Annotated in this window: 14 protein-coding genes; 5 read left to right on the top strand and 9 right to left on the bottom strand. The window is 66.4% G+C overall.

Annotation, left to right across the window (positions count from 1 at the left end; genetic code table 11):
• Window positions 1-156: 156 nt before the first annotated feature.
• Both flgK and flgE read right to left on the bottom strand, forming a co-directional pair.
• Window positions 157-1,686 (bottom strand): flagellar hook-associated protein FlgK, encoded by a 1,530-nt coding sequence (flgK, locus tag VHB27_RS13435; protein ID WP_325601192.1) that lies wholly within the window; start codon window positions 1,684-1,686, stop codon window positions 157-159.
• 111 nt (window positions 1,687-1,797) lie between these two features.
• On the bottom strand, window positions 1,798-3,120 hold the full coding sequence (gene flgE, locus VHB27_RS13430; RefSeq protein ID WP_325601190.1) for a flagellar hook protein FlgE: 1,323 nt from the start codon (window positions 3,118-3,120) through the stop codon (window positions 1,798-1,800).
• Window positions 3,121-3,457: 337 nt separating this feature from the next.
• Between flgE and VHB27_RS13425 the strand changes: the two genes are divergently transcribed.
• Both VHB27_RS13425 and VHB27_RS13420 read left to right on the top strand, forming a co-directional pair.
• Entirely contained in the window at window positions 3,458-5,131 is a 1,674-nt protein-coding gene (locus tag VHB27_RS13425; RefSeq protein ID WP_325601188.1) for a flagellar hook-length control protein FliK, read from the top strand.
• A gap of 3 nt (window positions 5,132-5,134) precedes the next feature.
• A complete protein-coding gene (locus tag VHB27_RS13420; protein ID WP_325601186.1) occupies window positions 5,135-5,815 on the top strand; it encodes a flagellar hook assembly protein FlgD in 681 nt (226 codons plus the stop codon).
• Window positions 5,816-5,828: 13 nt separating this feature from the next.
• Here VHB27_RS13420 and VHB27_RS13415 read toward each other — a convergent pair whose 3' ends face one another.
• The 5 genes from VHB27_RS13415 to VHB27_RS13395 are packed head-to-tail and all read right to left on the bottom strand — an operon-like array spanning window position 5,829 to window position 10,174.
• Window positions 5,829-6,524 (bottom strand): ABC transporter ATP-binding protein, encoded by a 696-nt coding sequence (locus VHB27_RS13415; protein WP_325601184.1) that lies wholly within the window; start codon window positions 6,522-6,524, stop codon window positions 5,829-5,831.
• Entirely contained in the window at window positions 6,524-7,288 is a 765-nt protein-coding gene (locus tag VHB27_RS13410) for an ABC transporter ATP-binding protein (protein WP_325601182.1), read from the bottom strand. The genes VHB27_RS13415 and VHB27_RS13410 overlap by 1 nt, the downstream gene beginning before the upstream one ends.
• Window positions 7,285-8,148: a branched-chain amino acid ABC transporter permease gene (locus tag VHB27_RS13405; protein ID WP_325601180.1), complete on the bottom strand. Its 864-nt coding sequence runs from the start codon at window positions 8,146-8,148 to the stop codon at window positions 7,285-7,287. Before VHB27_RS13405 ends, VHB27_RS13410 begins: the two co-directional genes overlap by 4 nt.
• Window positions 8,148-9,014 (bottom strand): branched-chain amino acid ABC transporter permease, encoded by an 867-nt coding sequence (locus VHB27_RS13400; RefSeq protein WP_325601178.1) that lies wholly within the window; start codon window positions 9,012-9,014, stop codon window positions 8,148-8,150. The genes VHB27_RS13405 and VHB27_RS13400 overlap by 1 nt, the downstream gene beginning before the upstream one ends.
• A 44-nt stretch (window positions 9,015-9,058) precedes the next feature.
• A complete protein-coding gene (locus VHB27_RS13395; RefSeq protein ID WP_325601176.1) occupies window positions 9,059-10,174 on the bottom strand; it encodes an ABC transporter substrate-binding protein in 1,116 nt (371 codons plus the stop codon).
• A 123-nt stretch (window positions 10,175-10,297) separates the two neighbouring features.
• Here VHB27_RS13395 and VHB27_RS13390 point away from each other — a divergent pair, with 123 nt between their 5' ends.
• From VHB27_RS13390 to VHB27_RS13380, 3 genes are all read left to right on the top strand, one after another.
• Window positions 10,298-10,711, top strand: a complete 414-nt coding sequence (locus tag VHB27_RS13390) for a Rieske (2Fe-2S) protein (protein ID WP_325601174.1) — start codon at window positions 10,298-10,300, stop codon at window positions 10,709-10,711.
• Between the two features lie 78 nt (window positions 10,712-10,789).
• Complete coding sequence (gene nudC, locus VHB27_RS13385; protein ID WP_325601172.1) at window positions 10,790-11,716, top strand: NAD(+) diphosphatase; 927 nt, start codon at window positions 10,790-10,792, stop codon at window positions 11,714-11,716.
• Complete coding sequence (locus tag VHB27_RS13380) at window positions 11,713-12,156, top strand: DUF488 family protein (RefSeq protein ID WP_325601170.1); 444 nt, start codon at window positions 11,713-11,715, stop codon at window positions 12,154-12,156. Before nudC ends, VHB27_RS13380 begins: the two co-directional genes overlap by 4 nt.
• Window positions 12,157-12,221: 65 nt before the next feature.
• Here VHB27_RS13380 and VHB27_RS13375 read toward each other — a convergent pair whose 3' ends face one another.
• Window positions 12,222-14,318 carry a sodium-translocating pyrophosphatase gene (locus VHB27_RS13375; RefSeq protein WP_325601168.1) on the bottom strand — a complete coding sequence of 699 codons (2,097 nt, stop codon included), beginning with the start codon at window positions 14,316-14,318 and terminating at the stop codon, window positions 12,222-12,224.
• A gap of 262 nt (window positions 14,319-14,580) precedes the next feature.
• Complete coding sequence (locus tag VHB27_RS13370; RefSeq protein ID WP_325601194.1) at window positions 14,581-14,799, bottom strand: Rdx family protein; 219 nt, start codon at window positions 14,797-14,799, stop codon at window positions 14,581-14,583.
• Window positions 14,800-14,803 lie beyond the last annotated feature (4 nt).

Below are 14,803 nucleotides of genomic sequence, written 5' to 3'. Positions count from 1 at the left end.
CGCCGGCGCCGGCGCCAAGCCCGGCATAAGTGCTGGCTACCAGCCCCGTGCTGACCTGCTGGGTAAGCGTATCCAGCCGCGCACTGACGACGTGGCTCTGGTTCGCCACCTCCCCGACGAGGCCGTAATTGGCGAGGGACGCATCGATCGAGTTGCTCATGTCACGACCTGAAGGATTTCGTTGAACATCGTCTCCACCGCGCTCAGCACCCGGGCATTGGCGCCGTAGGCCGTCTGCAGCGTCACCATCTTCGACATTTCGGAATCGAGGTTGACCCCGGTCGTGCTGTTGAGCTGGCTGCTCAGCGCCGACTGCAGGCTGTTGGCGGCCGTGAGGTTGGTGGTGACCGTGGCGCTCTGCTCCGAGAGGCCGGAGACCAGGGCAGTAGCGATTCCGCTGAGCGTCGCGACGCCACCGGAAGGCGCGGAGAGGTTGCCGTCCGGCCCCAGCGCGGTCGAGGCCGGCGCCGGCTGGCTGACGCCCGGCTGTGCCTCATCGCCGAACGTGTAGTTCAGCACGCGGGAGATCAGCGTCGAGAACCCCGCCGGCCCGCCCGAGGGATTGGGCGTGAAAGCACTGGCGCCCGAACTGCTGCCGGCGATGGCGGTGGTGCCGTCGCGCACCAGGGATGGATCGGCCGAAACTTGAGGGTTCACCTGGATCCGCGCCGAGAACCCGACATAGCCTGTTTGTGTTCCGCCCGTTCCGGTGGCGACCGGCAGGTTGCCCTGGCTGTCGGTGAACAGCGTCAGCCCCTGCGCCGAGAACCTGTTGGCGAGGCCATAGGAGAACTCATCGAGTTGGGCCTGCGCGGTCGGCAGCGTGGTGTCGCGGAGTGTCAGGTCCGCGCCGATCCGCCCGCCGGTCAACGCCGAGGTGACATCGGTGCCGTTCAGGGCGATCCCCGACAGGCCGCCATCGGGATAATAGGATTGCGGCGCCGCCGCACCTCCCTGGAACGAAAACGCCGCCCCGTCCGCCTGGGTCGGCAGCGTCAGGCCGCTGGCGGTGACGAGTTGGACGCTGCCGTCCTGTTGCGGCAGCGCCTTGAACGAGACCAGGCCCGACAGCGTCTGCAACGCCCCGTCGCGCTGGCTCTCCAGCCCGGCGGTACTGGTGCCGGCCTGCTTGCCCGCCACGATCTCCCGGTTCAACTGGCCGATCTGCGACAGCGTGCTGTTGAGCGAGTCGACGGCGACGCCGAGGTCGTCCTCGACGCCCTGGCGCTGGGTCGTGATCGTGCTGCTGATCGTGTTGACGGTCTGCGCCAGCCCGCCGGCGGCGTTGACCACCGCGCTCTGCTGCGCCTGGTTGGACGGGTCGCTCAGCAGCGTGGAGAAGCTCTCCTGCAGAGAACCGACCATGCTGGGCAGGTCGTCGCCCTGGCCCGGTGTGCCCAGCACGCCGTCGATCGCCTGCAGCGCCGCCTGCGTCACCGTCAGTCCGGCGCTGTTCGACACCTGGGCCGATAGTTCGGCCTGCAGGGCCACGTCGGTGGCACGCGTCGTGATACCGGTCCGGACGCCCATCCCGATCCCGCCGGCGGTCACGCTCTGCTGCGGCGTGGTTTCCTCCGTATAGCCGGGTGTCGATACGTTGGCGACGTTCTGGGACATGGTGATGAACTGCGCATTGATATTGGCCAGGCCGCTGGTGGCGATGGACAGCGCGGAATTCAGACTCATGAAGGAAACTCCTTGCCCGGGCGCGGCCGCGCGACGTCTTCCGTGCGCGGCGCGCCTGGGGGAATGGGGGCGTCATCCGGCGGCCATGGCCGCCGGGTGGGCCGTTCGAGCCTAGTTCTTCATGTTGATGGTGGTCTGCAGCAACTGATCGGCGGTGGTGACCACCTTGGCGTTGGCCGAATAGGCCTGCTGCGAGACGATCAACTGGGAAAACTCGGTGGCGATGTCGACGTTGGAGTTTTCCACCGACCCGGTAACGAGTGTGCCGGCGCCGTTGCTGCCCGCCGCCTCGGCCAGCGGCGTGCCGCTCTCCGTGGTGCTGGTGAAGGCCTGGCCGTTCTGCCGCTGCAGCGCATTGGCGTTGTTGAAGGTGACGACCGGCACCTGCCCGATCACGCGGCTCTGGCCGTTGTTGTAGTTGACGACGACGTCGCCGTTGGTCTGCATGCTGACGCCGGAGAACGCGCCCGGCGGCACGCCGTTCTGCGTCAGGCCCCGCAGGCTATAGGCGGTGTCGGCGTATTGGGTGACGCCGGCGGTCTGGCCATAGGTGCCCAGGTTCAGCGTGATCGGCTGCGTGCCGGACCCGAAATCGGCTGAGAATTGCAGCGTCGCCGCCTGTCCGGCGCTGTAGCCCGAGGTCGTCACGCTACCGGTCGCCGAGGTGATGTTCCCGATCGTGCCGGCCGGTACGCTGTTGGCGCTGGCGGCGCCGAACTGGACCTCGGCGCTGCCGAGCGTGCCACCGCCGGTGTCGTCCGGCGCATCGATCGAGACCGTCCAGTCGTTGGCGCTGTTCTGTACCCAGTTCAGGTTCACGACATGGCTGGTGCCCAGCGCGTCGTAGACGGTGATCTGCGAGGAGATGGGCGAAGATGCGGTCGCCGTGCCCGAGGCCGGCGTCGCCGGCAGGTTCGCCGACAGGGTGACGTTGCTGGTGGCGACGGGGTTGTCGGCGGTCTGGCTGATCTGGATCGGGCTCAGAGCGTTCTGGTCGGCGACGCCGGTCTGCGGGTTCACGCTCCAGCCGTTCAGATACTGCCCGGCGCTGTTCACCAGATAGCCGTTCTTGTCCATCGTGAAGTCGCCGGCGCGGGTATAAAATTGCTGCGCGTTGAACGTCGGCAGGCCGTTGACCTGACCCGCAGTCTCTGACACCGCGAAGAAGCCCTGGCCGGTGATGGCGAGGCCCAGCGGGTTGTCGGTCTGGGTGATCGCGCCCTGGATGTTATTGATATAGTCGGGCTGGGCAACGACCGAACCAGGCTGGTTCTGCGACGGAGTGCTGGTGGTCAGGTAGTCGATGAAGCTGGTGTCGACGCGCTTGTAGCCGACGGTCTGGCTGTTGGCGACGTTATCGCTGATATTGCCGAAAGCGGATGACTGCGCCGAGAGACCGCTAATGGCGGTGTTGATCGAACCGAACAGGGACATTCAAAATCGCTCCAGACGAAACGGTTTTCTTCCGGCGCATTTCGCACCGGTTAAGAAATGGTTAAGACAACATACATCCGCGCTTTTTGACAGCAATGCGAAACGGGGTGGCCGGACATTTTGGTCCGTGTAATGCCCATACCTTATCCTAATACCGTTGCATCCACAAGAATTTTCACGCGAACCCAAATTCTCCTTGCACCAGGACAGTGACGCAGCCAGTATCCGTCCATTCAGGAGCCTAACATTGTCAGTCGTTATTAACGGTTTCTTAACTGGCACTTTACCGCTGCCCTCGACGCCCGCTTCACCCCTGTCCGCGACCGGCAATCAAGGCATGGACTTTCTGTCGGCATTGCGCAGCGTTCAGAACGAATCCGATACGGTGCGCGGCGACGCCGCGGATCAGGCGTTTGGTCAGGCGGACGCTCCCGGCAATACCGGCACGGTCTTCACCCTGTCCCCGCCCTGGACCGGCGTCCGGTTCGCGAACCAGGCCACGGGCAGCGTCGACTCGGCCCCACCGCAGCGGCGCATGGGACTCGTCGGCGACAGAGGAACCGCATCGCCCGCCGACGGCGACGCCACGCGGAACCGGGAGACGCAGACTCCGGCAGCCTCAGGCGCGACTGTGATGCTCGCCCAGGCGATGCTCTCGACCGCCGGCGCGGCGGTGCCGGCTGGCGTGGAGCCGGGTTCGACGACGTCGACCGGAAGCGCTGGCCAGGTCGGTGCGATCCTCGCCGCCCCGCCACGGTCATCGGCCGACGATTTGACTCCGGCGCAGGGGACAATGCCGCCCGGCCGATCGGCGAGAGGGGCACAGGGGTTGGCGCCGTCGGGTACCACGACAGGGCAGAATGCGGTGCCCGCGAAAACCCTCTCAAGTGTTCCGATGGCTTCCGTCCCGCTCACTGATGCACCTACCGCTTCCCTCGCCGTCCCCCAGGCTCCCACCACCGCCCACACGACAACCCAGGCAAGCGAGACCGAGACCGTCCAGCGCGCCCCCTACCCCACCGAGGCCGCTGGAACGCCTCCAACGGTGCCGGCTGCCCCGCCGGCTGGCGTCTCTTCCGGCCCCTCCACGGACACAGTCTCGACGGCCGTTCAAGCGCTTGCGTCGGCAACCGTTGCGCCAGCCGACCCGCCCACGATCCCGGTGAAGGTCGAGACCCGCGGTACCGAAACCATGACCAGCCCGGCTCAACCGGCGGATCAGGTTCAGCCTGCGGTCGCCGATCGCTCGGACCATCGCACCAGCCACGATTCAGGCCCGAGGGACCAGACGGATACCCAGACTCCGCCCACCCCACCCAGCTTCGTCGCCGACCCGCTCCCGGCCGCGGCCGCGCCGGTCACGGCATCGGCAACGAACACCATGCCCACGCCGTCCGTCATGGCCGCACCCGCGCCCGACCTTGCTGCGTCGATCCACCCCCAAGCCTCCCCCATCAGTCAGATCGCGCCGGCCTTGCTCACACTCGACGCCGGTGCCGACGGCACGCAGCGTCTCTCCCTCCGGCTCCAGCCGGACGCGTTGGGCACTGTCGAAATCCGCATCGACCGCACCCCGGACGGGGCCGCGCGGGTCAGTGTCTCGGCCGACAATCCGGAGACGCTGCAACTCCTGTCCAACGCGCAGTCGGACCTGCACAAGGCGCTGGATGCCGCAGGGATACCGGCAGGACGCAGCATGAGCTTCGCTTTGGGAACCGAACCACGAACGCTGACCGGGTTGGCCGACGCCACACCGCGGGTCGAGGGCGATGACCAGGCAACCGGCCAGCAGCAAACCGGACATGGCGGCTCAGGACATGCGTCCGGGCAAGGCACCGGCAACGTGTTTTCGGGAGGTGCGGGCGGCGGGACGATGGACACCGCGGGGGGCGGCGCGGGTGGCAGCGGACAAGGTTCCAGCAGCAGCACGCCACGTTTCCAGGTGACGCGCGACCCGCTTGGGACCGATCCGGACGACGCAACGGAATCATTTCAGACGCAAGGGATTTAAGCCATGACCTCAGCCATCGGCGCGACCAGCGCGACCTCCGGCACCGCCTCGACCGGTTCGGTGGCGACCAACACCGGTACCGCGGCACTGGCGTCGCTCAGCAACAATTTCAGCGATTTCCTGCAATTGCTGATGACACAGTTGCAGAACCAGGACCCATCCTCGCCGATGGACAGCAACCAGTTCACCAGTGAGCTGGTTCAGTTCTCCCAGGTCGAGCAGCAGATCAATACGAACCAGGATCTGACCCAGATGATCCAGTTGACCCAGGCAAGCCAGGTGGAGCAGTCGGCATCGATGCTGGGCAGGGCAGTGACCGTCAACAGCGGCAAGCTGTCGTTGCAGAACGGCCAGGCGGAAATCAACTTCGATACGTCGAACGCCGAGGCCGTCGGCATTACCGTCTACAACAGCGCCGGCGCGGCGGTCGCAAGCGCCACCATGCAGACCCAGGCGGGCACCAATCACTGGAGCTGGGACGGATCAGGGCCGAATGGCGTGACGGAACCGGATGGGGCGTATTCCGTTTCGGTGACGCAGATCGGCGCGACCGGCACGACGGCGGCAGTACCGTTCACGGTGACCGGGACCGCGACGGCAGTGGAAAACAATGCGGGTACCGTGGACCTGCAGATGGGCGGGTTGATCGTGCCGTTCGGATCGGTGGTGTCGGTCGGATCGTAGGCGGCCTGATCCCTCAGAAATAGTGCCAGAAATTCGAGGCCCGAGCCTCGGCTGGACTGCCGTCGAAGACGATCTGGCCGTTGTTCATGATGATGACCCGGTCGGCGATTTTCATGGCTGCCGCGACGTTCTGCTCGACCAGCACGGCCGTCATTCCGTGCGATTTGCAGACGTCGCGCACCTGCTGGAACATCCGCTCCACGAGGTTGGGCGCCAGGCCGATCGAGGGCTCGTCCAGCATCAGGCAGCGCGGCGTGCCCAGGATCGCCAACGACAGCGCCAGCATCTGCTGCTGCCCGCCGCTCATGCTGCCGGCCCGCGTCGCCAGGCGCTCCTGCAAGGCCGGAAACAGCGCGCAGACGCTGTCGACATCGAACATCGCGCCGCCGCCAACGTTGCGGGCCGCGACGACGTCCAGGTTTTCCCGCACGCTCAGGTCCGGGAAAATACCCCGTCCCTCGGGCAGCAGCCGCAGGCCCAGCGCGACGCGATCAGCGACGCCCATCCGGTCGATGCGCGCGTCGCCGAACCAGACCTCGCCGGCGGTCGGGCGCAGCACACCCATGGCGGCTTTCAGCGTGGTGGTCTTGCCGGCACCGTTATGACCCAGGAAAGCCAGGATCTGGCCAGGCTCCAACGTGAAGGACACGTCCGAAACCACCGTCTTGACGCCGTAGCCGGCCTGGATGGATTGCAGGCGTAGCACCATCACAGCGCTCCGCCGAAATAGATCTCGGACAAGGCCGGGTCGTTGATGATGGTTTCCGGCGAGCCCTGCGCCATCAGGTGTCCCTGGTGCAGGAACAGCACGTCGTCGGCGATCTGCTGCACGACGCGCGTGTTGTGCTCAACGACCAGCAACGTCTTGCCCTCGGCCTGCAGGCGGCGCAACAGGGCCATGACATTGTCCAGCGCGCTGGCCGACAGGCCGGAGGCCGGTTCGTCCAGCAGCAGCAGCTCCGCGCCGGTGGCCAGGACTCGGGCGATGATCAGCAGTTTCTGCTCGCCATAGGACAGGTTGCGGACGAAATCGCCGGCGCGTTTCGCCAGGCCCACATGCTCCAGGATCGCCATCGCCTCGGCGCGACGGCGGCGTTGGTGCGTCATGACGTGCAGCGGGCGGAAGACGGCGGACAGCGGTTCCTCGCCCGCCTGGTGCGGCAGGCTGGCCAGCACGTTGTCGACCGCCGTCAGGTCGACGAACAGGCGTAGGTTCTGGAAGGTGCGGGCGATACCAGCCGCAACGATCGCCTGCGGCTTCCAGCCGTCGAGCGATTGTCCTTTGAACGCCACGTGCCCCGCCTGGGGCCGCAGGAACCCGGTGATGACGTTGAAGATCGTGGTCTTGCCGGCGCCGTTCGGACCGACCAGGCAGGTGATGCGCCCCTGCTGGACGGTGAAGCTGCAATCGCGCAGCGCGCGCAGGCCGCCGAAGCGGACCTCCACGCCCTCGGCCTGAAGGTATGCGCTCACAGCCGCTCCCCCGCCAGGCCTTGCGGGCGGAACAGCATGAAGGCGATCAGCAGCACGCCATAGATCAACTGCCGCATCGCCGCGGCGATGGTGGTGGGAATGTCGATCAGCGTCAGGATCTGCGGCAGCGCCAGCAGCAGGAACGGCCCCAGCACCGACCCGGCCAGCGTGCGCGCCCCGCCGACCACCACCATGGTCAGGAGCAGGATCGAGGAATCGAGGTCGAACGACGACGGATCGATGAAGCTCAGGAAGGTCGCGTACAACCCACCGGCCGTCCCGGCGAACGCGCCCGCCAGCGCGGCGGCGGAGACCTTGGCGCGCAGCACGCTCTTGCCGGTGGCGGCGACGGCGAGTTCGTCCTCCCGGATCGCGCGCAGGAGGCGGCCGAAGGGCGCGCGCATGACCAGCCAGAATACCAGGCCACCCAGGATCATGCCGCCGACGCACAGCATCACCATCGATGACGTGTCCTCCAGCGCCTTGCCGAACAGGTCGGCGGGCGGGATGCCGGGCAGCCCGTTGGCGCCGCCCGTGCCGGCGGTCCAGTTGGTGAAGATCGCGGTGGCCAGAAGCTGGATGCCGAAGGACGTGACGACGAAATAATCGCCGGACACGCGCAGCGCCGGCAGGGTCACCAGCACGTTCAGCGCGATGCACCCGGCGGCGGCGATCGCCAGGGCCGGCAGGAACGACAGGATGTCGTTCATCAGGAAGAAGGCGACGATATAGGCGCCGACGCCGAACACCGCGGCCTGGGATACCGAGAAGATCCCCGCGATGCCGACCAGCAGGTTGGTGGACAACCCCAGCAGCACGTAGATCGAGGCCAGGGCGACGTAGCTGAACCAGAAATCCATCAGCGTGCCGCCGCGAACAATCCGGTTGGCCGGAACAGCATGAAGATGACGAAGATGAAGAAGGTCACCCCGATACTCCATTCGCCGGGGATCACCAGCAGCGAGAGGTTCTGCAGTTCGGTGATGACCACCGCCAGCACGAAGGCGCCGGTGATGCTGCCGACGCCGCCGGCGATCATGGCGATCGTTGCGGTCAGCAGCGGGGTGATGCCGTTATAAGGCTGCAGCCCCAGGTCCAGCGGTGTCAGGATGCCGGGCAGGCACACAAGGGCCGAGGCGATGGCCATGACATAGATGTGGGTACGACGCGGACGCAGCCGCGTGATCTCCGCCAAAAACGGATTGGACGCCACCGCTCGGATCTGCTTGCCCAGGATGGTTCCGTGCGAAAACAGCATCAGGGCGGCGTAGGCGAGCAGGCTGGCCGCGACGGTCAGCAACTGTGTCATGGTCAGTCGCACATCGCCCCCCAGATGGATGACCCTGCTGCCCCATGGCAAATCGAACAGCAGGATGTTCGCGGTGAAGACGGCTGCGATGATGTTCTGGATCACCGCCAGGGCCCCCAGCGAGGCGATCAGCACCACCAGATGCGTCGCGCGCCGCCGCTCGAGCCGAGCATAGAGCTGCCATTGGATCAGGGCGCCGAGGACAGTGCAGCAGGCGATGGAAACCAGGAAGGCGATGGGCGTCGGCAGGCCCTGGCGCAGCATCGCCCAGGCGAGGTAGCCGCCCAGCGTATAGACCCCGGCATGGGCAACATGGAACAGCTTGGTCGTTGCGTAGATGAACGAGAAGCTGATGGCGACGACGCCCAGCGCGCAGCCGGTGACGATCCCGTTGCAGGCCAATTGCAGGGCAAGCATCTAGGCGCGTGTCCGCACGGCCGGACGCGGCATGTCCGATCGCCTCACTCGCTGGACACCTGCTTGATGGTGACGTCCTTGCCGCCCTTCATCTCGTTGATATCGAGCGGGACGGTCGCCGTATTGGTCTTGAACTCCAGTGGGATCAGGCCCTGGAACTTGCCGATCTTGAACAGCTCGTCATGCATGTTCTCGCCGGTCAGGGGCTTGCCTTCGGCCAGCAGGTGATCGGTGATCGTCAGCACGATCTGCATGGCGTTGTAGTACTGCTTGACGAAGAACTCCATCGGCACGCCGTATTTCTTCTTGAACTCGGCATCCAGCGCCGGCGGCGCGTCGATGCGGACCTGGGTATGGACGAAGCCTTCGCTCGAAGGATCGGCAATCGTATCGGGATCCGAAAAGAAGGTCGTTCCGGCGACGGTGAATTTCAGGCCAAGCTGCTTGTATTGCTGCGCCATCTGCAGCAGGCCGGCGGTGATCGACACCAGCATCACCTGCGGCTTGGCGTCGGCCAGCTTCAGCAGCGCCGGCCGGTAGTCGGTCTGCCCGAAGGCCGTCGGCTCCTGCGCCAGGATCGTGCCCCCGGTTTCAGGGAAGTATTTCACGTAATCGTCCCGCCCGGCGATGCCGGCGGCGTCGTTCTCATACAGGATCGCCGCCTGCTTCTTGCCCTGTCCGGCCAGGTAGCGGGAGATGGCCTTCACCTCGTCGCCGATCGTCGGCAGGGTGTTGACCAGGTAAGGCGATGCCGTGGCCAGCTTGTCGGCCTGCGCGCCGGCATTGATCAGCAGCACCTTCTTGCGCGTCGCCAGCGGTGCCATCGCCAGGCTAGGGCCGGAATAGGCCGTGAAGATCAGCGGCATTTTCTGCAGGTCCGCGAGCTTGTTGAAGCTCAGGATCGACTGGTCCGGCTTGGCCTGGTTGTCTTCGAACACCACTTCGATCTTGTGGCCCCGCACGCCGCCGGCGGCGTTGGCCTTGTCGGTGGCGAACTGGATGCCGCGCATCTGTTCGGTGCCGATCACGGCGCCGGGGCCGGTCAATGGCAGGATCGCGCCGAAACGGATCGTGTCGTCGGCGCTGGCGGAGGTGCTGGCCGTAACGACGGAACAGGCCAGCGCGATGGCCGCGATGGCGAAGCGGGCAGTCTGCCTCATGACGTTTCCCTTGGTGATTTCCGTCAGGCTTATGCGCCCGCCCCGTCGCGGTCAAGGCGAGGTCTGTTGCCCGATGCCCGTCCTGGGGCTAGCCTCGGGACCAAGGGAGAAGCATCCGCAGCCATGGCCAAACACGTCGTCGCGACCGTCAACGAAATCCCGCCGGGGGACCGCAAGCTGGTCACCATCAGGGGCCGCCAGATCGCCGTGTTCAACCTCGACGGCGAATTCTACGGCCTGTTCAATCGCTGCCCGCACCAGGGCGGCCCGATGTGCGAAGGCCTCCTGACCGGCCTGATCGAAGCGGACATGCCCGGCGAATACCGCTACTCCCGCAAGGGCGAAATCCTGCGCTGCCCCTGGCATGGCTGGGAGTTCGACGTCCGCACCGGCCAGAGTTACTGCGACCCGGCGAAGGTCAACCTGCGCAGCTACCCGGTGGAGGTCGCGGAAGGCCAGCGCGTGGTGCAGGGACCGTATGTCGCCGAAACGATCCCGGTGACGATCGAGGAACAATACGTCGTCGTCGAGATGTAGCCGCCCGGCGGCCGGTTGCCCACCAGGCCGTCGGCATGGCACGGTCGACGGACTGCTCGAAAAGCCGGAACCAATGCCGTGACCTTCATCCTCGCTTCCCGCCTGAACGTCTATTCCGCCTCGCCGCTCGACCGGATCGCCCAGCGGCGGGAGGACGCGGCCTGGATCGCCGAGAAGCTGGCGGATCCCCAGACCCTGTTCGTGCCGGTCTGGCGCACCCGCAACCTCGTGCGCCGCGCCGAGGACGGCACCCCCGAGGCCGTCTACATCAGCAGCGAGATGGCGCGGACGCTGCTGATGGAAGACGGGTCCTGGGCGTTCCTGGGCATGCTGGAGGATCGGGCGGTCTTCGCGGTCGACATCTCGGGGATGGACGACCCGGTCCCGCTGCTGCCGGAATCCCTGGGCGAGTTCATGGACCTGCGCTCCGTCGGCTGGGGCGTGCCGCGGCCCGAAGCATCGGTGCTGGCGCATGCGCGCGGCCTGCTGCACTGGCGGCAGCGGCACAAGTTCTGCGGCGTGTGCGGCAATGCGTGCGAGGTGAAGTCGGCCGGCCACGTGATGCAGTGCACGGTCTGCAATACCCAGCATTTCCCGCGCACCGACCCGGCAGTGATCATGCTGGTGCATCGCGGCGACAAGGCGCTGCTGGGCCACTCCGTCCGCTTCCCCCGCGCCACGATGTATTCCACCCTGGCCGGCTTCGTGGAACCCGGAGAGACGCTGGAGGAAGCGGTCAGGCGGGAAGTGCTGGAGGAAACCGGCGTGCAGGTCGGTGACGTGCATTACCACTCCAGCCAGCCCTGGCCCTTCCCCGGCAACATCATGCTGGGGTTCTATGGCGAGGCGCTGACCGAGGAAATCACCATCGACCCCGAGGAATTGAAGGACGCCCGCTGGTTCACCCGCGACGAGATGCGCAACTGCGAACAGCACGGCTTCGCCCTGCCCCGCGTGGACTCCATCGCTCGGCGGCTGATCGAGGACTGGATGGCGCACGGGTGAGCGTGGACCTCCAGACCATCGGCTATGAAGGCTGCACGATCGACGCCGTCGTGGATACGCTGCGCGCGGCCGGCACCAAGCTGCTGATCGACGTGCGGGCGGTGGCGCAGTCGCGCAAGCCGGGGTTCTCGAAGCGGCAGCTTGCGGCAGCGCTGGACGAGGCGGGGATCGCCTATGTCCACCTGCAGGGCCTGGGCACGCCGAAGCCGGGCCGGGACGCGGTGCGGGCGGGGCATCCCGAACGGATGGTGCCGATCTTCCGGGAGCATATGCGGTCGGACCGGGCCCAGGCGGAGCTGGCCCAGGCGAAAGGACTGGCGGCGGAACGAACCGCTTGCCTGTTATGTTTCGAACGAGACCACAAGACCTGCCACCGGACGCTGGTGGCGGAGATGATCGTCGCGGAGACGGAGCAGGCGGTCCGGCATCTCATGTCGTAACGGACAAAAAAGCCCCGGACCTGCGTCCGGGGCTTCCTCGTTCGTGGCCGTTCGTCAGCGGACGATCAGACCCCAGCCAAGATCGCCAGCAGCAGCAGCGCCACGATGTTGGTGATCTTGATCATCGGGTTCACCGCCGGACCTGCGGTGTCTTTGTACGGGTCGCCCACGGTGTCGCCGGTCACCGCCGCCTTGTGCGCGTCGGAGCCTTTGCCGCCGTGGTTGCCTTCCTCGATATACTTCTTCGCGTTGTCCCACGCGCCGCCGCCCGAGGTCATGGAGATCGCGACGAACAGCCCGGTCACGATCGTGCCCAGCAGCATCGCGCCCAGCGCCGCGAAGGCCGCGGCCTTGCCGGCGATGATTGCCACCACGATCCACAGCACGATCGGCGCCAGCACCGGCAGCAGCGAGGGGATGATCATCTCCTTGATCGCCGCCCGCGTCAGCAGGTCAACCGCGGTGCCGTATTCCGGCTTGGCGGTACCCTCCATGATGCCGGCGATCTCCCGGAACTGCCGCCGCACCTCCACCACCACGGCCCCGGCCGCGCGTCCCACGGCCGTCATGCCCATCGCCCCGAACAGGTAAGGCAGCAGGCCGCCGACGAACAACCCGATCACCACGTACGGGTTCTGCAAGGCGAAGTCGACCTTCAGGGTCGGGAAGTAATGCGCCAGGTCCTGGGTATAGGCCGCGAACAACACCAGCGACGCCAAGCCGGCAGAGCCGATCGCATAGCCCTTGGTCACCGCCTTGGTGGTGTTGCCGACGGCGTCCAGCGCGTCGGTGGTGACGCGCACCTCGGGCGGCAGGTCGGCCATCTCGGCGATGCCGCCGGCGTTGTCGGTCACCGGACCATAAGCATCCAGCGCCACGATCATGCCGGCCAGCGACAGCATCGTCGTCGCCGCGATCGCGATGCCGAACAATCCGGCCACGATGTAGGTGAACAGGATCCCGATACAGATGACGATGACGGGCAGCGCCGTCGCCTCCATCGACACCGCCAGGCCCTGGATCACGTTGGTGCCGTGACCGGTCGTAGAGCTCTGGGCGATCGAGCGCACCGGCCGATACTCGGTCGCGGTGTAGTATTCGGTGATCCACACCAGCGCGCCGGTGACCGCCAGGCCGGCCAGCGCACAGACGAACAGGTCCCAACCGGTAATCACGTCGCCGCCCGCCATGGTCAGCGGTGCGCCGAAGCCCACCGTGGCGGCGATCACGAACGCGATCCCGATCACCGACAGCCCGCCGGTGACCAGCAGGCCGCGATACAGCGCCTTCATGATGGCGTTGTCAGCCTGCAGCTTCACGAAATACGTCCCGACGATGGAGGTCAGGATGCAGATCGCGCAGATGCCCAGCGGCAGCATCAGCAGCGAATCCCGGATCGGGCCGGTGAAGAAAATGCCTGCCAACAGCATGGTCGCGACGATGGTGACCGCATAAGTCTCGAACAGGTCGGCGGCCATGCCGGCACAGTCGCCCACGTTGTCGCCCACGTTGTCGGCGATCACGGCGGGGTTGCGGGGGTCATCCTCGGGGATGCCGGCTTCGACCTTGCCCACCAGGTCGGCGCCCACGTCGGCGCCCTTGGTGAAAATGCCGCCGCCCAGCCGCGCGAAGATGGAGATCAGCGAGCCGCCGAAGCCCAGGGCGACCATGCCCTCCAGCACCTCGCGAAGCTGCACGTCGGTCAGCGTCGAATGCGCCCCGCCGCGCAGGATGAAGTAGTAGCCCGCGACGCCCAGCAGCCCCAGGCCGACGACCAGCAGCCCGGTGATGGCCCCCGCCTGGAAGGCGACGGCGAGACCCGAAGCCAGCCCGTCCCGCGAGGCCTGCGCCGTCCGCACGTTCGCCCGAACCGACACGTTCATGCCGATATAGCCGGCCGCGGCCGACAGCACGGCGCCGATCAAGAAGCCGATGGCGGTGTGGATCCCCAGCAGGATCCCCAACAGGATCAGGATGCCGATCCCGACGATACCGATCGTGCGATATTGCCGGTTGAGATAAGCCTTGGCGCCTTCCTGAACGGCCGCGGCGATTTCCTGCATCCGCGACGTTCCGGCATCGGCGGCCAAGATCTTCCGGCTGGTGACCCAGCCGTACGCCAATGCGGCCAGGCCGCAGAGGATGATCAAGAATTGCGCCATCGGGGTTCCCTTCGTTGTTCGGCCCCCCGGCATTTTTGAGCCGGATGGTTGGCTCGGCGTATGCCAGAAGCGTGACGATGGGGCAATTGCATAGCAGGCGAAATCAGGGCCTTGGCCCGTTCGACGAGGGTACCGGGCCAGTGGGGGCATCACGCCAGCGCAAGCAGGAAGCCGCCGGCACGCGGCAGGCTCCGCGCTCGTCTCGGTTTGGAACCGCAAGGGTCAACCGGCAGGTCGGGCCCGGCGGATCAACCCCAGGAAATCAGCCGATCGCACCGGCGACCTCCTGGTCCGTCGGGAACCGGCCGGTCGCCTTTTTCGAGTAGGCGAGACGGCCGTCGACGGTGATCTCGAACACCCCGCCGCCGGATTTCCGGAGGCTGACCCGAACGTCCGGGCGGGTCTTCAGGATCTGGTTCCGCGCCGCGATCGCGCGCGGCTCATAGCCTCACATGCCGCAGTATTCGATCTCCACGTCCATGTTT

Origin of the sequence: Rhodopila sp., from assembly GCF_035548235.1 — a bacterium.
In the GTDB taxonomy this organism is placed as follows: domain Bacteria; phylum Pseudomonadota; class Alphaproteobacteria; order Acetobacterales; family Acetobacteraceae; genus Rhodopila.
Note: the sequence above shows the minus strand (reverse complement) of the source record. Positions and strands in the feature narration are given on the sequence as shown.

Bases quoted from the DNA above. Each gene is read 5' to 3' on its own strand.
- VHB27_RS13395 (WP_325601176.1), bottom strand. From the start codon at position 10,174: ATGAGGCAGACTGCCCGCTTCGCCATCGCGGCCATCGCGCTGGCCTGT.
- flgK (WP_325601192.1), bottom strand. From the start codon at position 1,686: ATGAGTCTGAATTCCGCGCTGTCCATCGCCACCAGCGGCCTGGCCAAT.
- VHB27_RS13415 (WP_325601184.1), bottom strand. From the start codon at position 6,524: ATGGTGCTACGCCTGCAATCCATCCAGGCCGGCTACGGCGTCAAGACG.
- VHB27_RS13420 (WP_325601186.1), top strand. From the start codon at position 5,135: ATGACCTCAGCCATCGGCGCGACCAGCGCGACCTCCGGCACCGCCTCG.
- VHB27_RS13375 (WP_325601168.1), bottom strand. From the start codon at position 14,318: ATGGCGCAATTCTTGATCATCCTCTGCGGCCTGGCCGCATTGGCGTAC.
- flgE (WP_325601190.1), bottom strand. From the start codon at position 3,120: ATGTCCCTGTTCGGTTCGATCAACACCGCCATTAGCGGTCTCTCGGCG.
- VHB27_RS13390 (WP_325601174.1), top strand. From the start codon at position 10,298: ATGGCCAAACACGTCGTCGCGACCGTCAACGAAATCCCGCCGGGGGAC.
- VHB27_RS13405 (WP_325601180.1), bottom strand. From the start codon at position 8,148: ATGGATTTCTGGTTCAGCTACGTCGCCCTGGCCTCGATCTACGTGCTG.
- VHB27_RS13425 (WP_325601188.1), top strand. From the start codon at position 3,458: ATGGACTTTCTGTCGGCATTGCGCAGCGTTCAGAACGAATCCGATACG.
- VHB27_RS13400 (WP_325601178.1), bottom strand. From the start codon at position 9,014: ATGCTTGCCCTGCAATTGGCCTGCAACGGGATCGTCACCGGCTGCGCG.